14 protein-coding genes are annotated in these 15,354 nt (G+C 63.3%); 2 read left to right on the top strand and 12 right to left on the bottom strand.

Going from position 1 to position 15,354, the window contains the following annotated elements:
• Positions 1-25 precede the first annotated feature (25 nt).
• The 5 genes from scpB to MSKU9_RS14670 all read right to left on the bottom strand — a co-directional run bounded on the left by scpB (position 26) and on the right by MSKU9_RS14670 (position 5,633).
• Complete coding sequence (gene scpB, locus MSKU9_RS14690; RefSeq protein ID WP_141262124.1) at positions 26-688, bottom strand: SMC-Scp complex subunit ScpB; 663 nt, start codon at positions 686-688, stop codon at positions 26-28.
• Positions 688-1,530: a segregation and condensation protein A gene (locus MSKU9_RS14685; protein ID WP_141262123.1), complete on the bottom strand. Its 843-nt coding sequence runs from the start codon at positions 1,528-1,530 to the stop codon at positions 688-690. Before MSKU9_RS14685 ends, scpB begins: the two co-directional genes overlap by 1 nt.
• Before the next feature lie 39 nt (positions 1,531-1,569).
• A complete protein-coding gene (locus tag MSKU9_RS14680; RefSeq protein WP_141262122.1) occupies positions 1,570-2,544 on the bottom strand; it encodes an SPOR domain-containing protein in 975 nt (324 codons plus the stop codon).
• Positions 2,541-4,346, bottom strand: coding sequence for an arginine--tRNA ligase (gene argS / locus MSKU9_RS14675; RefSeq protein ID WP_141262121.1), 1,806 nt, complete (start codon positions 4,344-4,346; stop codon positions 2,541-2,543). The genes MSKU9_RS14680 and argS overlap by 4 nt, the downstream gene beginning before the upstream one ends.
• A 108-nt stretch (positions 4,347-4,454) precedes the next feature.
• Complete coding sequence (locus MSKU9_RS14670; protein WP_141262120.1) at positions 4,455-5,633, bottom strand: deoxyguanosinetriphosphate triphosphohydrolase; 1,179 nt, start codon at positions 5,631-5,633, stop codon at positions 4,455-4,457.
• A gap of 127 nt (positions 5,634-5,760) precedes the next feature.
• Between MSKU9_RS14670 and MSKU9_RS14665 the strand changes: the two genes are divergently transcribed.
• Together MSKU9_RS14665 and MSKU9_RS14660 are read left to right on the top strand one after the other, a co-directional pair.
• A complete protein-coding gene (locus MSKU9_RS14665; RefSeq protein WP_141262119.1) occupies positions 5,761-6,126 on the top strand; it encodes a HesB/IscA family protein in 366 nt (121 codons plus the stop codon).
• A complete protein-coding gene (locus MSKU9_RS14660) occupies positions 6,123-6,908 on the top strand; it encodes an exodeoxyribonuclease III (RefSeq protein ID WP_141262118.1) in 786 nt (261 codons plus the stop codon). The genes MSKU9_RS14665 and MSKU9_RS14660 overlap by 4 nt, the downstream gene beginning before the upstream one ends.
• Here MSKU9_RS14660 and MSKU9_RS14655 read toward each other — a convergent pair.
• From MSKU9_RS14655 to MSKU9_RS14625, 7 genes are all read right to left on the bottom strand, one after another.
• Positions 6,883-7,791 (bottom strand): EipB family protein, encoded by a 909-nt coding sequence (locus MSKU9_RS14655; protein WP_141262217.1) that lies wholly within the window; start codon positions 7,789-7,791, stop codon positions 6,883-6,885. The two genes, MSKU9_RS14660 and MSKU9_RS14655, sit on opposite strands and share 26 nt — an antisense overlap.
• Positions 7,792-7,799: 8 nt before the next feature.
• The gene (gene aspS, locus MSKU9_RS14650; RefSeq protein WP_141262117.1) at positions 7,800-9,596 is read right to left on the bottom strand and encodes an aspartate--tRNA ligase; all 1,797 of its coding nucleotides are present in this window, start codon (positions 9,594-9,596) and stop codon (positions 7,800-7,802) included.
• Between the two features lie 134 nt (positions 9,597-9,730).
• Positions 9,731-10,822, bottom strand: coding sequence for an S-methyl-5-thioribose-1-phosphate isomerase (gene mtnA / locus MSKU9_RS14645; protein WP_162851965.1), 1,092 nt, complete (start codon positions 10,820-10,822; stop codon positions 9,731-9,733).
• 529 nt (positions 10,823-11,351) lie between these two features.
• Positions 11,352-13,238, bottom strand: a complete 1,887-nt coding sequence (gene htpG / locus MSKU9_RS14640) for a molecular chaperone HtpG (protein ID WP_141262115.1) — start codon at positions 13,236-13,238, stop codon at positions 11,352-11,354.
• A gap of 285 nt (positions 13,239-13,523) precedes the next feature.
• Positions 13,524-14,153, bottom strand: coding sequence for an NUDIX hydrolase (locus MSKU9_RS14635; protein ID WP_141262114.1), 630 nt, complete (start codon positions 14,151-14,153; stop codon positions 13,524-13,526).
• Positions 14,150-14,608: a cupin domain-containing protein gene (locus tag MSKU9_RS14630; RefSeq protein WP_141262113.1), complete on the bottom strand. Its 459-nt coding sequence runs from the start codon at positions 14,606-14,608 to the stop codon at positions 14,150-14,152. Before MSKU9_RS14630 ends, MSKU9_RS14635 begins: the two co-directional genes overlap by 4 nt.
• 74 nt (positions 14,609-14,682) lie before the next feature.
• Positions 14,683-15,351: a hypothetical protein gene (locus MSKU9_RS14625; RefSeq protein ID WP_227002508.1), complete on the bottom strand. Its 669-nt coding sequence runs from the start codon at positions 15,349-15,351 to the stop codon at positions 14,683-14,685.
• Positions 15,352-15,354 lie beyond the last annotated feature (3 nt).

Below are 15,354 nucleotides of genomic sequence, written 5' to 3'. Positions count from 1 at the left end.
CGTCCGTGCACGCCCTGCACACCTATCACGACGCGGGCGGGTCAGGAACCTCGTCCGGAGCATCGGGCAGCATGCCGGTATCTGGCACATCCACCAGCAGTTCTTCCCGCCGGGGCAGGTCGCCCAGATCCTTCAGCCCGAAATGCCTCAGGAAACCCGATGACGTTCCCCACAGGATGGGCCGTCCCGGTACTTCCTTACGGCCCAACGGCATGATCAGTTCCGCCTCCAGCAGGGTATCCAGCACCTGCTGGCTCAGGCTGACGCCACGGATCTCCTCGATCTCGGCACGGGTGCAGGGCTGGTGATAGGCAATAATGGCCAGCGTTTCCATGGTCGAACGCGCCAGCCTGCGTGGGCGCGGCATGACACGGGTCAGCCGCGGGGCCAGGTCGGGCGCGGTCCGGAACTGCCAGCCCCCCGCCACTTCCACCAGCACGACACCGCGCCCCGCATACTGCGCCGCCAGTGCGGCCAGGGTGGCTGCGACATAAGCATCCCGATCGGCGGTATCATGCGGTATGCCACCCTGCCCGGCCAGCACTTCGCCAATGGCGCGCGTACTGAGCGGATCGGCGCGGGCAAAAATCAGGGCCTCCACCAGACGGAGCGAAAAATCACGCACTTCGATCATTGCGACGTCCGCGTCATCTTCGGGTAGCAGTCCGGGCTGCTGCGTCTCATTCATCAGGCCATGTCCCCTTCCGGTTCTGTCCCAGCATCGTCTGGCTGTCCCGTGCGTTCACGCAGCCATATACGGCCAAACTGTTCCGCCTGCTGGAGTTCGATCATCCCGCTGCGCGCCATTTCAAGGCTGGCCAGCAACGTTCCCGCAACGGCGGCGCGGCGGCCGGTCTGCACCATTGTTTCCGTCATGTCAGCCTGTGGCGGCAGGTCGGGCACGAACCCGTCCAGCCCGCACCAGTCCGCCTTCAGGTCATGCGTGCCCAGCATGCGCCGCAGCCGCGCCAGCGCGTCCTGCACCGTCCAGAACCGCAGCACGCGCGGCTGGTAGATGGATTTGCGCGCCCGCCTGCGCATGGCCGCCATGTACCCACGCATAAGCTGTGGCACATCGACCGCAAGGCCCGAACGATCGATTTCCACAAGGTTTTCCGCCTGTCCGCGTTCGAACACCTCCAGCCCCAGCTGCGGACGCGCGGCCAGCCAGCGGCCAAGCTGGACCATCCGCTCCAGCTCCAGCAGGCGTTCGTGCAGGAGGCTGGCCGCCTCCTCCGCATCGGTGGCCTGCTCATCATCCTCGGGCAGCAGCAGACGGGACTTGAGCCACGCCAGCCATGCCGCCATGACCAGCCAGTCTGCAGCCTGTTCCAGCCGCACGTCATGTGCCGCACGCACCACGGCCAGGTACTGATCCACCAGTTGCAGGATGGAAATGCGCCACAGATCCACCTTCTGCGCCCGCGCCAGTTCCAGCAGCAGGTCCATCGGCCCGTCAAACCCGTCCAGATGCACGATCGGGGCGTTGGTGGACGCGGAGGGAACGGGCGGGATGTCAGCCCCGCTCACCGTCCCCTCCGCAGCACGGAATCGCAGGCCATGGCTGAATCAGGAATGGACCAGCTCGCACGCCAGGCTTTTCGCCTTGGCCTTTTCACACAGGCTGACCGCCTGTGCCTTCGCCAGTCCCTTGACGCGCAGGCGGTAGAAGGTCTTGCCGCCGCGCTCCGCCTTCACCACGGTAGGCTGGTACGGCCCGAACACGTCGGGATAACGCGCACTGAGGCGGGTCCAGCTTTTCAGTGCCGCTTCCTGCGTATCAAGCGCGGCAAGCTGCACGCCATACGCCCCTGTCCCGGTGCTGAGCGCACGTGGCACGGGTGGTGGCAGGGCGGCAGGGGCTGCAGGCTGTTCCGGTGCCTCCGCCCGTGCCGGAGCGGCAGGCTGGGATGCGGGCGTGCTGGCAACTGCATCCGCCGCCGGTGGCGTGGCGGGGGCAGTAGCCGGTGACGCCTGTGCCGGGGCAGATGGCGGTTCCCCGTCACCCGCCACCTGTCCGTACTGGCGGGCCATGGCGTCAGGCTGCGGCTGTTCGGGCGGCGGGGACAGGCGCATCACGCCCCCATCGGCGGGCATGCCGTCGCCCGCGCCCAGTATCTGCATCCCGCCCGGATCTGCGGGCTTGACGCGCACCGGGCCGGGGGGCGGCCCCAGAACGGGAATGCCGCCCTGATGGTGACCGAACAGCGACCATCCGCCAATCGCCACCACCAGCACGCCGCCAAGACCCGCCGCGCCATAGACCAGTCTGCGCGTAAGCGGATCATCACCAAGCAGATTGCTGCCTGCCACGCGCGCCATCAGGGCCTTGATATCAAAACCACCACGGCGGCCACGCCGGGCACCCGCACCGATGTCATCTGCCGGTTCCATGGGTTTGCGGGCGCCCAGATCGGGATTGGAATCGGCCCCCATGCGTTCCCGCCCCGGGCCGGAGGGCGCGGAATAGGGATCGGGCGCGGGCGGGTTGTCGCCCCTGTTATCAGGGGGGACATTGGGGGGGGACGTGTTGTCAGGGCTCATCGCATCTCCTCGACCGGCTGTACGCCGAGCACTTTCATCCCCGATCGCAGCACGGTTGCCGTAGCCTCGACAAGGGCAAGCTTCATGCGGGTTGCGGCAATATCATCTTCCTGCAGGAAACGCAGGGTCGCATCATCACGTCCCCGGTTCCACAGCGCATGGAAATCCGACGCAAGTTCATTGAGATAGAAGGCGATACGGTGCGGTTCATGCGCCGCCGCCGCCGATTCGACCATGCGGGGCCACTGCGCCATACGCTGCAGCAGCGCCAGTTCCGCATCCGCCGTCAGGCCCGACAGGTCCACGCCCGCCAGTTCCGCAGGCGTGATGCCACCCGGTATTTTGCCATCATTGACCATCTCCGCCGCCGAACGCAGGACCGAACAGCAGCGCGCATGGGCGTACTGCACATAGAAGACGGGATTGTCCCGGCTCTGCGCCACGACCTGATCCAGATCGAATTCCATCTGCGCGTCGGCCTTGCGGGTCAGCATGGTAAAGCGCACGGCGTCACGCCCGACCTCATCAATCAGGTCGCGCAGGGTCACGAACGTCCCCGCACGCTTGGACATGCGCACCGGCTGCCCATCACGCACGATACGCACGATCTGGCACAAAAGCACGTCCAGAACCGGCCGCCCGTCTGTCGCCAGTGCCGCGACCGCCGCCTTCATGCGCGTAACATAACCGCCGTGGTCGGCCCCCCATACATCCACCAGCACATCCGCGCCCCGGCGGATCTTGTCGGCATGGTAGCCGATGTCGTTGGCGAAATAGGTGTTCGACCCGTCGGACTTGCGCAGCGGACGGTCCACGTCATCCCCGAATTCGCTGGATCGGAACAGCGTCTGCGGCCGGGCTTCCCAGTCATCAGGCAGCTTGCCCTTGGGCGGCTCCAGCACGCCTTCGTAAATCAGGCCCTTCTTTTCCAGCTGTGCGATGGCGTGATCGGTTTCACCATCAGCCAGGATCTTCGCCTCGCTGGTAAAGACATCATGATGCACGCCTAAAGCTGCCAGATCCTCACGGATCATGGCCATCATGGTATCGACCGCCTCCCGCTTCACAATATCCAGCCACACGGCGGGATCGGCGGGTTTCAGGCCGGGGGCAGCGAGTTTATCGGTAAATTTGCGGGCCAGCGCCTCACCGACCGGCACCAGATAGTCACCACCGTACTGGATCACGCCACCGGGCACGACAGAGGCGAATTCCTCCTCGGTCATGGTGGTGCCCAGCGCCTGCAGATAGCGCCAGTAGGTCGCCCATGCCAGCGCGATAACCTGCGCACCGGCGTCGTTGATGTAATATTCCTTCGTGACCTCGTAACCCGCCTTTATCAGCAGGTTGGCCAGCACGTCGCCCACCACGGCCCCACGGCAATGACCGACATGCATCGGGCCGGTGGGGTTGGCGGACACGTATTCCACATTCACCTTTACCCCGTTACCCGCGGTGCTGGTGCCATAATCCTCCCCCGTCGCAAGCACACTGTGCGCGACATCCTGCCACACGGCGGGGACCAGGCGCATGTTGACGAAACCGGGGCCGGCCACTTCCGCATGCGCGATACCGGGTACATCCGCCAGCGCCGTTACCAGTTCGCCCGCAATTTCAGCCGGGCGGCGGCGCGCGCCCCTGGAGACGACCAGCGCCGCATTGGTCGCAAGGTCGCCATGGGCCGGATCGCGGGTGGGCGTGACCTCCACCCGGTCCAGCAGCGCAGTCGGCAGGTCGGGGACGATCCGGCCCAGTGCTGCGCGCACATGCGTAAGGTAACGGACGAACAGACTGTCTGACATGCGGCACGGTTTCCCAACAAAAACGGTAAATGGGCCATCAGGCCCGGCAGAAAGGGCCTGCCGTGATACCAGAACGGCAGGCAATCGGATAAATGCAATGGGCGTGTTTCACCCCGGCGAGGACAGGTCCGTCAACCGTCGATATTCTTCCATCGCGCAACGATCGGTCATACCGGCGATATAATCCGCCACCACGCGGCATGCACCCGCCCTGTCGCCCCCATCCTGCGCCGCAAGGGCAGGCTCACGCGTGCCATCAGGCAGCAGTGTCAGGTTTTCCGACAGGATGGTGAAAATCGATTCGACCGTCAGCCGCGCCTTGCGTGTCATGCGGTTGACGCGCCAGTGACGGTACAGCCGCGCATACAGGAATTTGCGGATTTCCAGGTTGGCTGCAGCAATATCCGGGCTGTACGCCACCACGGGACGGGCCGCGTGGCGGATATCATCGGAACATTTCGGGGCAAGGCGTTCAAGGTTGCGCTGGGTCTGCCCGATCAGGTCCATGGCCAGCGTGTTGATGACCCGGCGGATGGTTTCATGCCGCAGGCGGGGATCGTTATTGCTGGCATGACAACCACTGAGGCGCTGGGCATTACGGGCATCGGCCAGCGCTTCACGCACGACGGGCAGGCTTTCCAGTTCCTCGATATGCAGCAGGCCCGCGCGCAGGCCATCATCAAGATCATGGGCATGGTAGGCGATATCATCCGACAGGGCCGCGACCTGTGCCTCTGCTGCGGCATAGCTGCCCAGTTCCAGGCCATGCCTGGCCGCATAATCGGCGACATAGGGCGTGGGATGATCCACCGGCCCGTTATGCTTGGTCAGCCCTTCGAGCATTTCCCATGTCAGGTTCAGGCCGTCAAAGGCGAAATACCGGCGTTCCAGCAGCGTCACCAGCCGCAGGGACTGCGTATTGTGGTCGAAACCACCCCACGGCTTCATGGCCGCCGACAGCGCTTCCTCCCCTGCATGGCCAAAGGGGGTATGGCCCAAGTCGTGGGCCAAGGCGAGACCTTCGGTCAGGTCTTCCTCCAGCCCCAGCCGGCGCGCGATGGACCGGGCGATCTGGGCCACTTCCAGCGAATGGGTCAGGCGGGTGCGGAAAAAATCGCCTTCGTGGTTGAGAAAAACCTGCGTCTTGTACTGCAGCGTGCGAAACCCCGCCGAATGCAGCACCCGGTCACGGTCACGCTGCCATGGGCTGCGGGTCGGGGCCTCGGCTTCGGGATAGAGCCTGCCACGGGCCGTGGCGGTCTGGACAGCATAGGGTGCAGTACTCATATAAGATCAGGATCCAGCCATGGATGGAACGGCACATGATGATACCGCCGCCCATCCATAACCCGCGCGCAGCCCGTGGCCAACATGATCCCATGACCCTGCGCGCCATTGATCATGGTGAAACCCGATGTCCATGCCCCCTGCCCCCGCCACCGAAAGCTTCCGCGTATCGGACGCGGCCGCCTGCCGCCTGCGTGAAATACTGGATGAACAGCCAGCAAGCCCTGGGGGCGAACCCGCGCTGCGGGTATCGGTCGAGGCCGGGGGGTGCAACGGCTTCCAGTACAAATTCGCGCTGGATGGTGAAAGCCGGCCCGATGATATCGTCATCCCAGCGGGAACGGTCCGTGTCGTGGTCGATCCGGCCAGCATGGACCTGCTGTCGGGGGCCGAACTGCATTTTGATGACAGCCTGATGGGCGCGCACTTTACCGTGCGCAATCCCAATGCCGCGTCATCATGCGGATGTGGCACGAGCTTTTCGGTCGAATGATGAAATTCGCTACCTGGAACGTCAATTCCATCCGCCAGCGTCAGGACCATGTGCTGGACTATCTGGCCCGCGAACAGCCCGATGTGCTGGCGCTGCAGGAAATCAAGTGCCAGACCGAGGTCTTTCCCGTCGATGTGTTCAGGGCTGCGGGCTATGACAGCGTCGTGGTCGGGCAGAAAAGCTATAACGGCGTCGCCATCCTGACCCGCCACCCGCATGAGGTCACGCACACCGCCCTGCCCGGCTGGGAAACCGATCCGGCACAGGCACGCTATGTCGAGATCCGCAGTTGCGGGCTGGTATTTGGCAACCTGTATCTGCCCAACGGCAATTCCGGCGGTTCTGCTGGCTACGACTCCAAGCTGGCATTCATGGAGGCACTGGTGCTGCATGCACGTGGCATGCTGCAGGCGGGGCAGGATTTCGTCCTGCTGGGTGATTACAACGTCTGCCCCACTGATGAAGACTGCGCCCCCGGCGCACTGTCCCCCGATGACGCGCTGGTCCGCCCGCAAAGCCGCGCCGCCTTCCGCCGCCTGTTATGGCTTGGCCTGACCGATGCGCTGCGTGCGCTGCACCCGGTGGGCCGGTTCTATACATTCTGGGATTATCAGGCAGCCGCGTGGCAACGTGACAGCGGGCTGCGCATTGACCATGCCCTGCTCTCCCCCCGCGTGGCCGAACGGTTACTGACCACCCTGCCCGCACGTGATGAGCGGGGCAGGCCGCAGCCATCCGACCATGTGCCGCTGGCGGTTACGCTGGCGGATGCGACGGACTGACACCCCCATGCCCGCGTACCCCACCGGGTACCGGGCAATGGTCGGGCGCTGGCAGCAGCCGGAATTCGCGTAACGTGCCCGACATCCGGAACTGCCCGAAATTCATATCCACCCGGTCGGCCACGCCATTGCTGAAATAGCGCATCCCCGTTTCAAACACGGGGGTCATATCGCGGGTAGTGGTATTGTAATAGGCGATATGCACCCGCTGTGCCGCAAGCGGAACAAGGGCAGGAAACGTGGTCACGACCGGAGGCGCATCATGCCCCAGAAACAGCACGTATGTACCAAGCGCCCCCGTATCCACCGTACCATCGAACAGATAAGGGGCAATCGGCCCCTGCCCGTCCTGCCCCGCCTGAATGACCGCCGCCGTATGGGCCACGGGAAACAGCGTGCCCGCAGGCAGCGTCACGTCATGTACTGCGGGGTTGGTGTAATGTGCCTGTCCCCCGGTAGGACGCATATGCGCCTCCCCCGCGATACGGGGGGCGGGATGGCCGTTTTCCGTCTGGTCGGCGCGAAAGACCAGGGACGAGCCGTCCTTTTCCTCCAGCACGGCGTAATCCGAATCACTGACTGATTCCGCCCCGTCACGGCCCACGGTGCGAAGACGGAGCTGCTGCTGCGTGGACCATGCCGAACACATATCGGACAGGACGAAGGTCAGCTTTCCCTCCGCCGTGACGACATCGCCACCGTTGACCGCCACCAGCGTCAGGTCATAGACCGCGCGGTGGGCGGCCATGACGGGTGCTGCCTGTACGGGTGTGGTGCGCCACAGGCACGCCAGCGTCATGCCCACCATCATGCAACACCGTCCCACCGGTACCCCGTACTGCACGGCACGGGGTATCAGGCAGGCAAGTGCATCGGCTGGCATCACGCCACTCAGTTCTTGGTCTGACCGGGCTTGGGGCGTGGCAGGTCGAGGGCAAGGGACAGTTCCTTCAGCCGCTGCAGCTCGACCGGGGCGGGTGCCCCCATCATCAGGTCCTCGCCCTGCTGGTTGAGCGGGAACAGGATCACCTCACGGATGTTCGGCTCATCAGCCAGCAGCATCACGATACGATCCACACCCGGCGCCGAACCACCATGCGGCGGCGCGCCATAGCGGAAGGCATTGAGCATGCCACCAAAACGGGCCTCGACCTCGCTGGCCGGGTAGCCCGCGATTTCGAACGCACGGATCATCACGTCGGGCTGGTGGTTACGGATCGCGCCCGAGGACAGTTCGATGCCGTTACACACGATATCGTACTGGTAGGCCTTGATGGTCAGCGGGTCCTGATTCTGCAGCGCGTCCATACCACCCTGCGGCATGGAGAACGGGTTGTGGGAGAAATCGATCTCGCCCGTTTCCTCGTTGCGCTCGTACATCGGGAAATCCGTGATCCAGCAGAAGCGGAAGGCGTTCTGTTCGATCAGGTCCAGTTCAGTCGCAACGCGCGTGCGCACCGCACCGGAGAACTTGACCATCTCATCACCCTTGCCCGCCACGAAGAACACGGCATCCCCGGCCTTCAGGCCGGTCCTGGCACGGATGGCCTCAATGCGCTCGGCTTCAAGGTTCTTGGCGATCGGGCCCTTGCCGCCCTCTTCGGCGAAGATGATGTAGCCAAGGCCACCGGCGCCGGATTCGCGCGCCCAGTTGTTCAGCTTGTCAAAGAATGCACGCGGGCGGTCGCCCGCACCGGGGGCCGGAATGGCACGGATCTGGCCACCATCGGCTGCGATGCGCGCAAACAGGCCAAAGCCGGAACCGGCGAAGGCTTCGGTCACGTCCGACAGCCTGAGCGGGTTGCGCAGGTCGGGTTTGTCACTGCCATAGACTTCCATGGCCGTGGCGTAGGGAATGCGCTCGAACGGCCCTTCGCTGACAATGCGGCCACCGCCGAATTCGCGGAACACGCCTTCCATCACCGGCTCAAGGGTCGCGAACACGTCTTCCTGTGTCGCGAACGCCATTTCGAAATCAAGCTGATAGAACTCACCCGGTGAGCGGTCCGCCCGGGCGGCTTCGTCACGGAAGCACGGTGCGATCTGGAAATAGCGGTCGAAGCCCGCCACCATCGCAAGCTGCTTGAACTGCTGCGGGGCCTGCGGCAGGGCGTAGAACCTGCCCGGATGCATACGTGCGGGCACGAGGAAGTCACGCGCCCCTTCGGGCGAGGATGCGGTCAGGATCGGGGTCTGGAATTCCACAAAGCCCAGATCCGTCATCCGCTTGCGCAGGCTGGCGATTACCTGCGCGCGCAGCATGATGTTGCGATGCACCTTCTCACGACGCAGGTCGATATAGCGGTAGGTCAGGCGCAGGTCCTCGGGGTAGTGCTCGTTGCCCGCCACCTGCAGTGGCAGCACGTCGGCGCAGGACTGGACCTCGATCTCTCGCGCGCGCAATTCGATCTCACCCGTGGGCAGGTTCGGGTTCTTGGTCGCGCCATCACGCAGCACGACTTCGCCCGTGACCGTCAGCACGCTTTCCACGCGCACGCGTTCCGCCGTTTCCAGCACGGGGGAGCCTGCGGGAATCACGATCTGCGTCATGCCGAAATGGTCGCGCAGGTCAATGAACAGCAGGCCGCCATGATCGCGCTTGGAATGTACCCATCCGGAAAGGCGGGCCGTCTGCCCGGCGTCCGCAGCCCGCAGGGCCGCACAGCTATGGGTACGATAGGGATGCATGATCTTGTCCTGATTCTACCAGATTTGGGGGGATGCGCCCCATGGGGCCACACCCGGTTGCAGGCGCGACAAAGCCAATCCCGCCCACGCCTGTCAAGGTTATAGGTGGCAGCCCCGGCCTGCGGGGCCGTACCTTACACGTATTCGGGGAACAGGTCGCACAGCCCGTCCGCCGTGGCGGGGCAACGCCCACGTTCGGTAATCAGTCCGGTCACAAGACGTGCCGGGGTCACGTCAAACGCCGGGTTGGCGGCCGCACTGCCATCGGGCACAAGCTGCACGCTGGTCACGCTGCCTGCTTCGTCGCGCCCCTGGATATGGGTGACTTCACGCCCGCTGCGTTCCTCGATGGGGATTTCCTTCACGCCATCGTTGATGGTCCAATCGATGGTGGTGGACGGCAGCGCCACCCAGAAGGGCACGCCATTGTCATGAGCCGCCAGCGCCTTGAGGTACGTGCCGATCTTGTTGGCCACATCACCCGTGCGGGTCACGCGGTCGGTCCCCACGATCACCATATCCACCTGACCATGCTGCATCAGGTGCCCGCCTGCATTATCGGCAATGACGGTGTGCCTGACACCGTGGCGGCCCAGTTCCCATGCGGTCAGCGACGCACCCTGGTTGCGCGGGCGGGTTTCATCCACCCACACATGCACGTCAATGCCCCGGTCATGCGCCATATAGATCGGCGCAAGTGCGGTGCCCCAGTCCACTGTCGCGATCCAGCCCGCGTTGCAGTGGGTCATGATGTTGACCGGACCGGGGCGACGGGCAGCGATTTCTTCGATCAGCTCAAGGCCCTGCCGGCCAATGGCTTCATTCTGGATCACGTCTTCATCACAGATACGCCCGGCTTCGTCATACGCCGCCGCCACGCGGTCCGCAGGCGCGGTGGTGCGCAGGCGGGTCAGCATACGCCGGATCGCCCAGCCAAGGTTGACCGCCGTGGGCCGTGTGGCCGCAAGCAACGCCGCGTCACGTTCCATGGCTGCATCGCTGCTGTCCTGACGCAGGGCCAGCGCCAGCCCATAAGCCGCGACAGCACCAATCAGCGGCGCGCCGCGCACCTGCATGGTGCGGATGGCATGCGCCACCTGATCGCGTTCGGTCAGGCGCAGGATATCAAGCGACCATGGCAGGCGAGTCTGGTCAAAGATACGGACCGACCAGCCATCATCCGTGTCCACCCATACGCTGCGATAAGAGACGTTATCAATTTTCATATAATACTTGCCGCCATCGAAAAACCAGAACACACAAAAGGGCGCGTAGGGAAGCATCCGGCCGACAGGCATTCAAGCCCCCCTGGACCCGAATACTTCATGAACCGGTAATATGGGCCTTTCGTACCACCGTGGCAGCATGGCCCCGTCCCTGCATGACACCATCATACAGGCAGTCCGCACAGTATTCCACACCGGAACCATATGCCAGACCATGTATGCAGACCCGGTCCCATGCACCGGAAAGGGGACAGAAATAACGCCCGCACAGTAACGCTTAGAAGAAACACAGCCATTTCATGCCGGGCAGACAGGCGAAATCGTGCAAATCGTAAAGAAATTCTGGTGAAGCTTTTCCCAAACAAGCGTCAAAGAACGCCGCCTTTTTGTGAATAAAGAGGACACCTGAAAATTTTATTTTTATTTATCAATACGTTGCTTTCAAACAGTCTTCAAAACCAAAAAAAATCCCGCCATGCGCGATGCATGGCGGGATTTTTTACCAGTCAGGCTGACGGGACCGGAATACTCAGCCCTGCGGCCCGTCCGACAGCGGCAGGCGGGTCAGGATCATAGTCAGGCGCTGGGCAAAGCCAGTCGGGTCCTTCGGACTTTCGCCGTCCTGGATACGGGCCATATCCATAAGCGTCAGGGCAATGTCCTGCACCGGGTCGCCATTCTTCACCCGGGTTGCAAGATCCGCTATCAGCGGATGGCCGGGATTGACCTGCAGCACGGGTGCTGTGTCAGGCACCTGCTGGCCGCTGCGCTTCATCAGGCGAAGCATCTGCAGATCCGGACCGGACTCGGGAGCCGCCAGCACCACGGCGCTGTTGACCAGACGGTTGGTGCCCTTCACATCCGATACCGCGTCACCCAGGGCTTCCTTCAGCGCTGGGATGACGACATCCAGCGCATCCTTTTCAGCCTGCGTTTCCTCCGGCGCACCGAACTTTTCCAGATCAGTGTGGAACTGGCTGATATTACGCAGGGGCGTGTCCTTGTACACACCCAGACGTTCGGGCCAGAAGGAATCCACTGGATCGGACAGCAGCAGCACCTCGATGCCACGGGCGCGGAAACCTTCAAGCTGCGGCGAGGACGGCAGCATTTCCGTGCGGTCGCCGGTCAGGTAGTAGATGGCTTCCTGCTCGGGCTTCTTGCGCTCAAGGTAGGCGTCCAGCGTGGTCCAGCCGTCCTGCGTGCTGGAACGGAAACGCGCGATGGCGGCCAGTTCCGTGCGGTGTTCGGCATCGTCCCATATGCCTTCCTTGAAGGTCGGGCCGAAATTGTCCCAGAACTTCTCGAAATCCGCCTCGTCCTTGCTGCGGGTCCTGAGTTCGGAGATCACGCGGTTGGTCACGGCCTTGCGGATGCGCGCCAGCACCGGCGTCGCCTGCAGCATTTCACGCGATACGTTCAGCGGCAGGTCTTCGGTATCCACCACGCCGGTGACAAAGCGCAGCCATGGCGGCAGCAGCCCGGCATCATCGGTAATGAACATGCGGCGGACATGCAGGCGGATCTGGCTTTCACGCACCGGTTCGGCGAATTCAAACGGCTTGCTGCCGGGGATGAACAGCAGGGCAGAGAATTCCAGCATTCCTTCGGCATGCCAGTGCAGCGTTGCCCATGGCGTGTCGAAGTTGTGGCTGACGTGGCGATAGAATTCGTTCAGCTGTTCTTCATCAATCTCGCCACGCGGCTTGCGCCACAGCGCCGTGCCCTTGTTGGCGGATGTTTCCTCGCCATCATCCTTGACAATGGTGATGGGCCACGAGATGTGATCCGCCCATTTGCGCACGATGTTCTCAAGCTGCCATGAATCAAGAAAGTCGTTCGCATCTTCCTTGATATGCATGATGATGTCGGTACCCGGCCTGTCACGGGTGGCCGGGCTGATCGTATAGTTGCCCTTGCCAGTGGAAGACCAGCACCACGCTTCGTCGCTGCCCGCGCGGCGCGAGATCACGTCCACCCGGTCCGCCACCATGAAGGCGGCATAGAAGCCCACGCCGAACTGCCCGATCAGGCTGGGCTTGTCCTCAGGCCTGGCATTGGCCAGTTCCTCGCCAAAGGCACGGGTGCCTGAACGCGCGATGGTGCCAAGATTGCGGGCCAGTTCTTCCTTGCTCATGCCCGCGCCATCATCGCTTATGGTCAGCAGGCGGGCGTCCTTGTCGGGATTGATGCGGATCTTGGCATCATCGGGCAGCGCACGGGCACCATCGGTCAGGGCCTCGAAACGCCGCTTGTCAGTCGCGTCTGCCGCGTTGGCGACAAGTTCGCGCAGGAAGATCTCGCGTTCGGAATAAAGCGCATGCACCACAAGGTCGAGCAGGCGGCCGACCTCGGCGCTGAATTCATGCTGTTCGCCCGTGGCTTCGGGTGAAGTTGTCGTTGTGTTTTCTGTCATTGCCGGTCCTTCGTTCGTGAAAATGCCGTCTGGTTTCAATTTGTAATGGATATGGAAATCTTCGTGGCGTTTTCAATGGCCTGCGGGCAGAGGTGCTCCAGGACCATTTCAGAATTCCGCCCCGAAAAGGCTGTCTGAAAAGTCAGCCGTGGAAACATCAGGCAATCAAAGGAAGTTTCTGATAACGCTTTTCCCGGAAAGCTTCAGGGAACGCCGTCTTGCAGGAAAAAGGCGCAGCTCAAAACTTTCTCATTCCCTATCAATCCGTTGTCTGGAAACACGCTTTCAATCAAAATCCGTTGGCAGGGCCGGATCATGGACATGGTCGAACATGCGCGCGATCTGGTGGGGCAGGACGCGGCCCATGGACAGGTCCGCAGGGATTTCATCAGGGCCGAACCAGCCGATTTCGGATGTCTCGACACTGGTTTGTGCCTGCCCGCCGGTCAGTTCACATATGAAATAAAGCGTGTAACAGGAAAACGGCGCGGGTGGATGGCCCTGCCGGTCCCGGTCCCATACAGCGGCAAGCCGGGTCACGCGGACATCATACCCACTTTCCTCACGCACTTCCTTGACCACGTTTTCCACCGGGCTGAGATTCACGTCCGCCCAGCCACCGGGCAGGGTCCACCGATCATGGTCCAGCACTTCGCGCACCAGCAGAATCCGCTGACGGTCGTCAAACACGGCAGCCCGCACCACGATTTTTGGCGTGGCGTAGCCGTCCTGCTGGCTGAACAGGCCCAGCACGCGTTCCATGTCGACGCTGCTGCCTGCGGCCATCATGTCAGCCGCGATCTGCCTTATGCTTTCATAACGTTCACGGTCGAACGGACTTTCGGCATAGGTCAGGCCACTCTGGGCCAATGCCTGCAGGTCGCGCGCCCAGGTCAGCCATCTGGGGAACGTCATGATGCCTCTCCTTCTGGCGACCAGCCCGGCGGGGCCATCTCGAAATGACTGAAAACGAAGGCCGGTGCGACCTGACAGCCCATCAGGCTCCATGCCCCCAGCGGGAATGCCGCCTGCCATGCGCCTGCCGGCACAACAGCCTGCGTCACCTGTCCCTGCTCCGGCAGCGGTCCAATGGTCACGCGTTCAACCGGGCCGCCTGCATGGTGGGCGATCTCCAGCATCAGCGGGCTGCCACCCTGCCAGCACCAGATTTCTGCTGCATCGACCCGGTGCCAGTGCGAACGCTCCCCTTCAGCCAGCAGGAACTGTATGGTCGAGACCGCGCCACGCGGACCATCAGCGGGGGTGTCGCGCCAGATCTCGCGGTAGCTGCCACCTTCGGGGTGGGGTCGCAGGCCAAGCACCTGCCGCACGTTCCGTGCGGGCGTGCTGGGATCACGCAGGTCGATCATGATGATTTTCTCTTGCTCCGGTCATGTGGCCATGCACCGCAGTAGCGTCCCTTCCCCCAGGCCGCAATGCAAGGCTAGTGCGCGTAATCCGCATCCGCCATCGGCATGAAAGCGAGGGTCTGGTCGGTATAGGTCTCCACCACCTCGCTAAAAGGCTGGCCATGCGTATCGCGCAGCACCGCGCGCTGGCGCACGATTGCGGCTGGCGGCGTAATCACGCCCCCTGCGCCCTGCGGGCCACCCGGCCATGGGGACCACAACCGGGTAAATTCCAGCCGGTCGCGGGAAAAATGCAGGGGTGCGACCACATGCCCGAATGCGGCATCGGTCCCATCCAGTGCTGTATTCATATCTGCTGTCAGCCGGTCGGGCACATACCAGTTGTCGGCAACCGACAGCACATGCGTCCCGCAGACAAGCTGCACCTGCCGGTGCCGGATGGGCTGCGTGGTGCTGGCCCCAAGGTCGGCCCGCACACGTTCGGGCACGGGATCCGGGGCCGCCAGTGTCATCTTGCGCGCAACCACTACCGGCCTGTCGGCCATGTGATGGGTGGCGCACCAGTATTCCAGCGCCAGCGTCGCGCTGGGATGGGTCAGCAGCGTGATTTCCAGTTGCTGGACCGCCAGCAGCACACGGGCGCGATCAAGCGGGGTATCGGGCAGGCCGGCCGCCAGACAGGAACCGGAAGCAGGCAGCACGACCGCCCCCAGCACGCCCATGGCCCGCACGATATCCTTCACCGG

The sequence above is a fragment of the Komagataeibacter diospyri genome (assembly GCF_006538165.1).
GTDB lineage: Bacteria > Pseudomonadota > Alphaproteobacteria > Acetobacterales > Acetobacteraceae > Komagataeibacter > Komagataeibacter diospyri.
The sequence above is the reverse complement of the archived record's forward strand: the minus strand, read 5'-3'. Positions and strand labels throughout refer to the sequence as shown.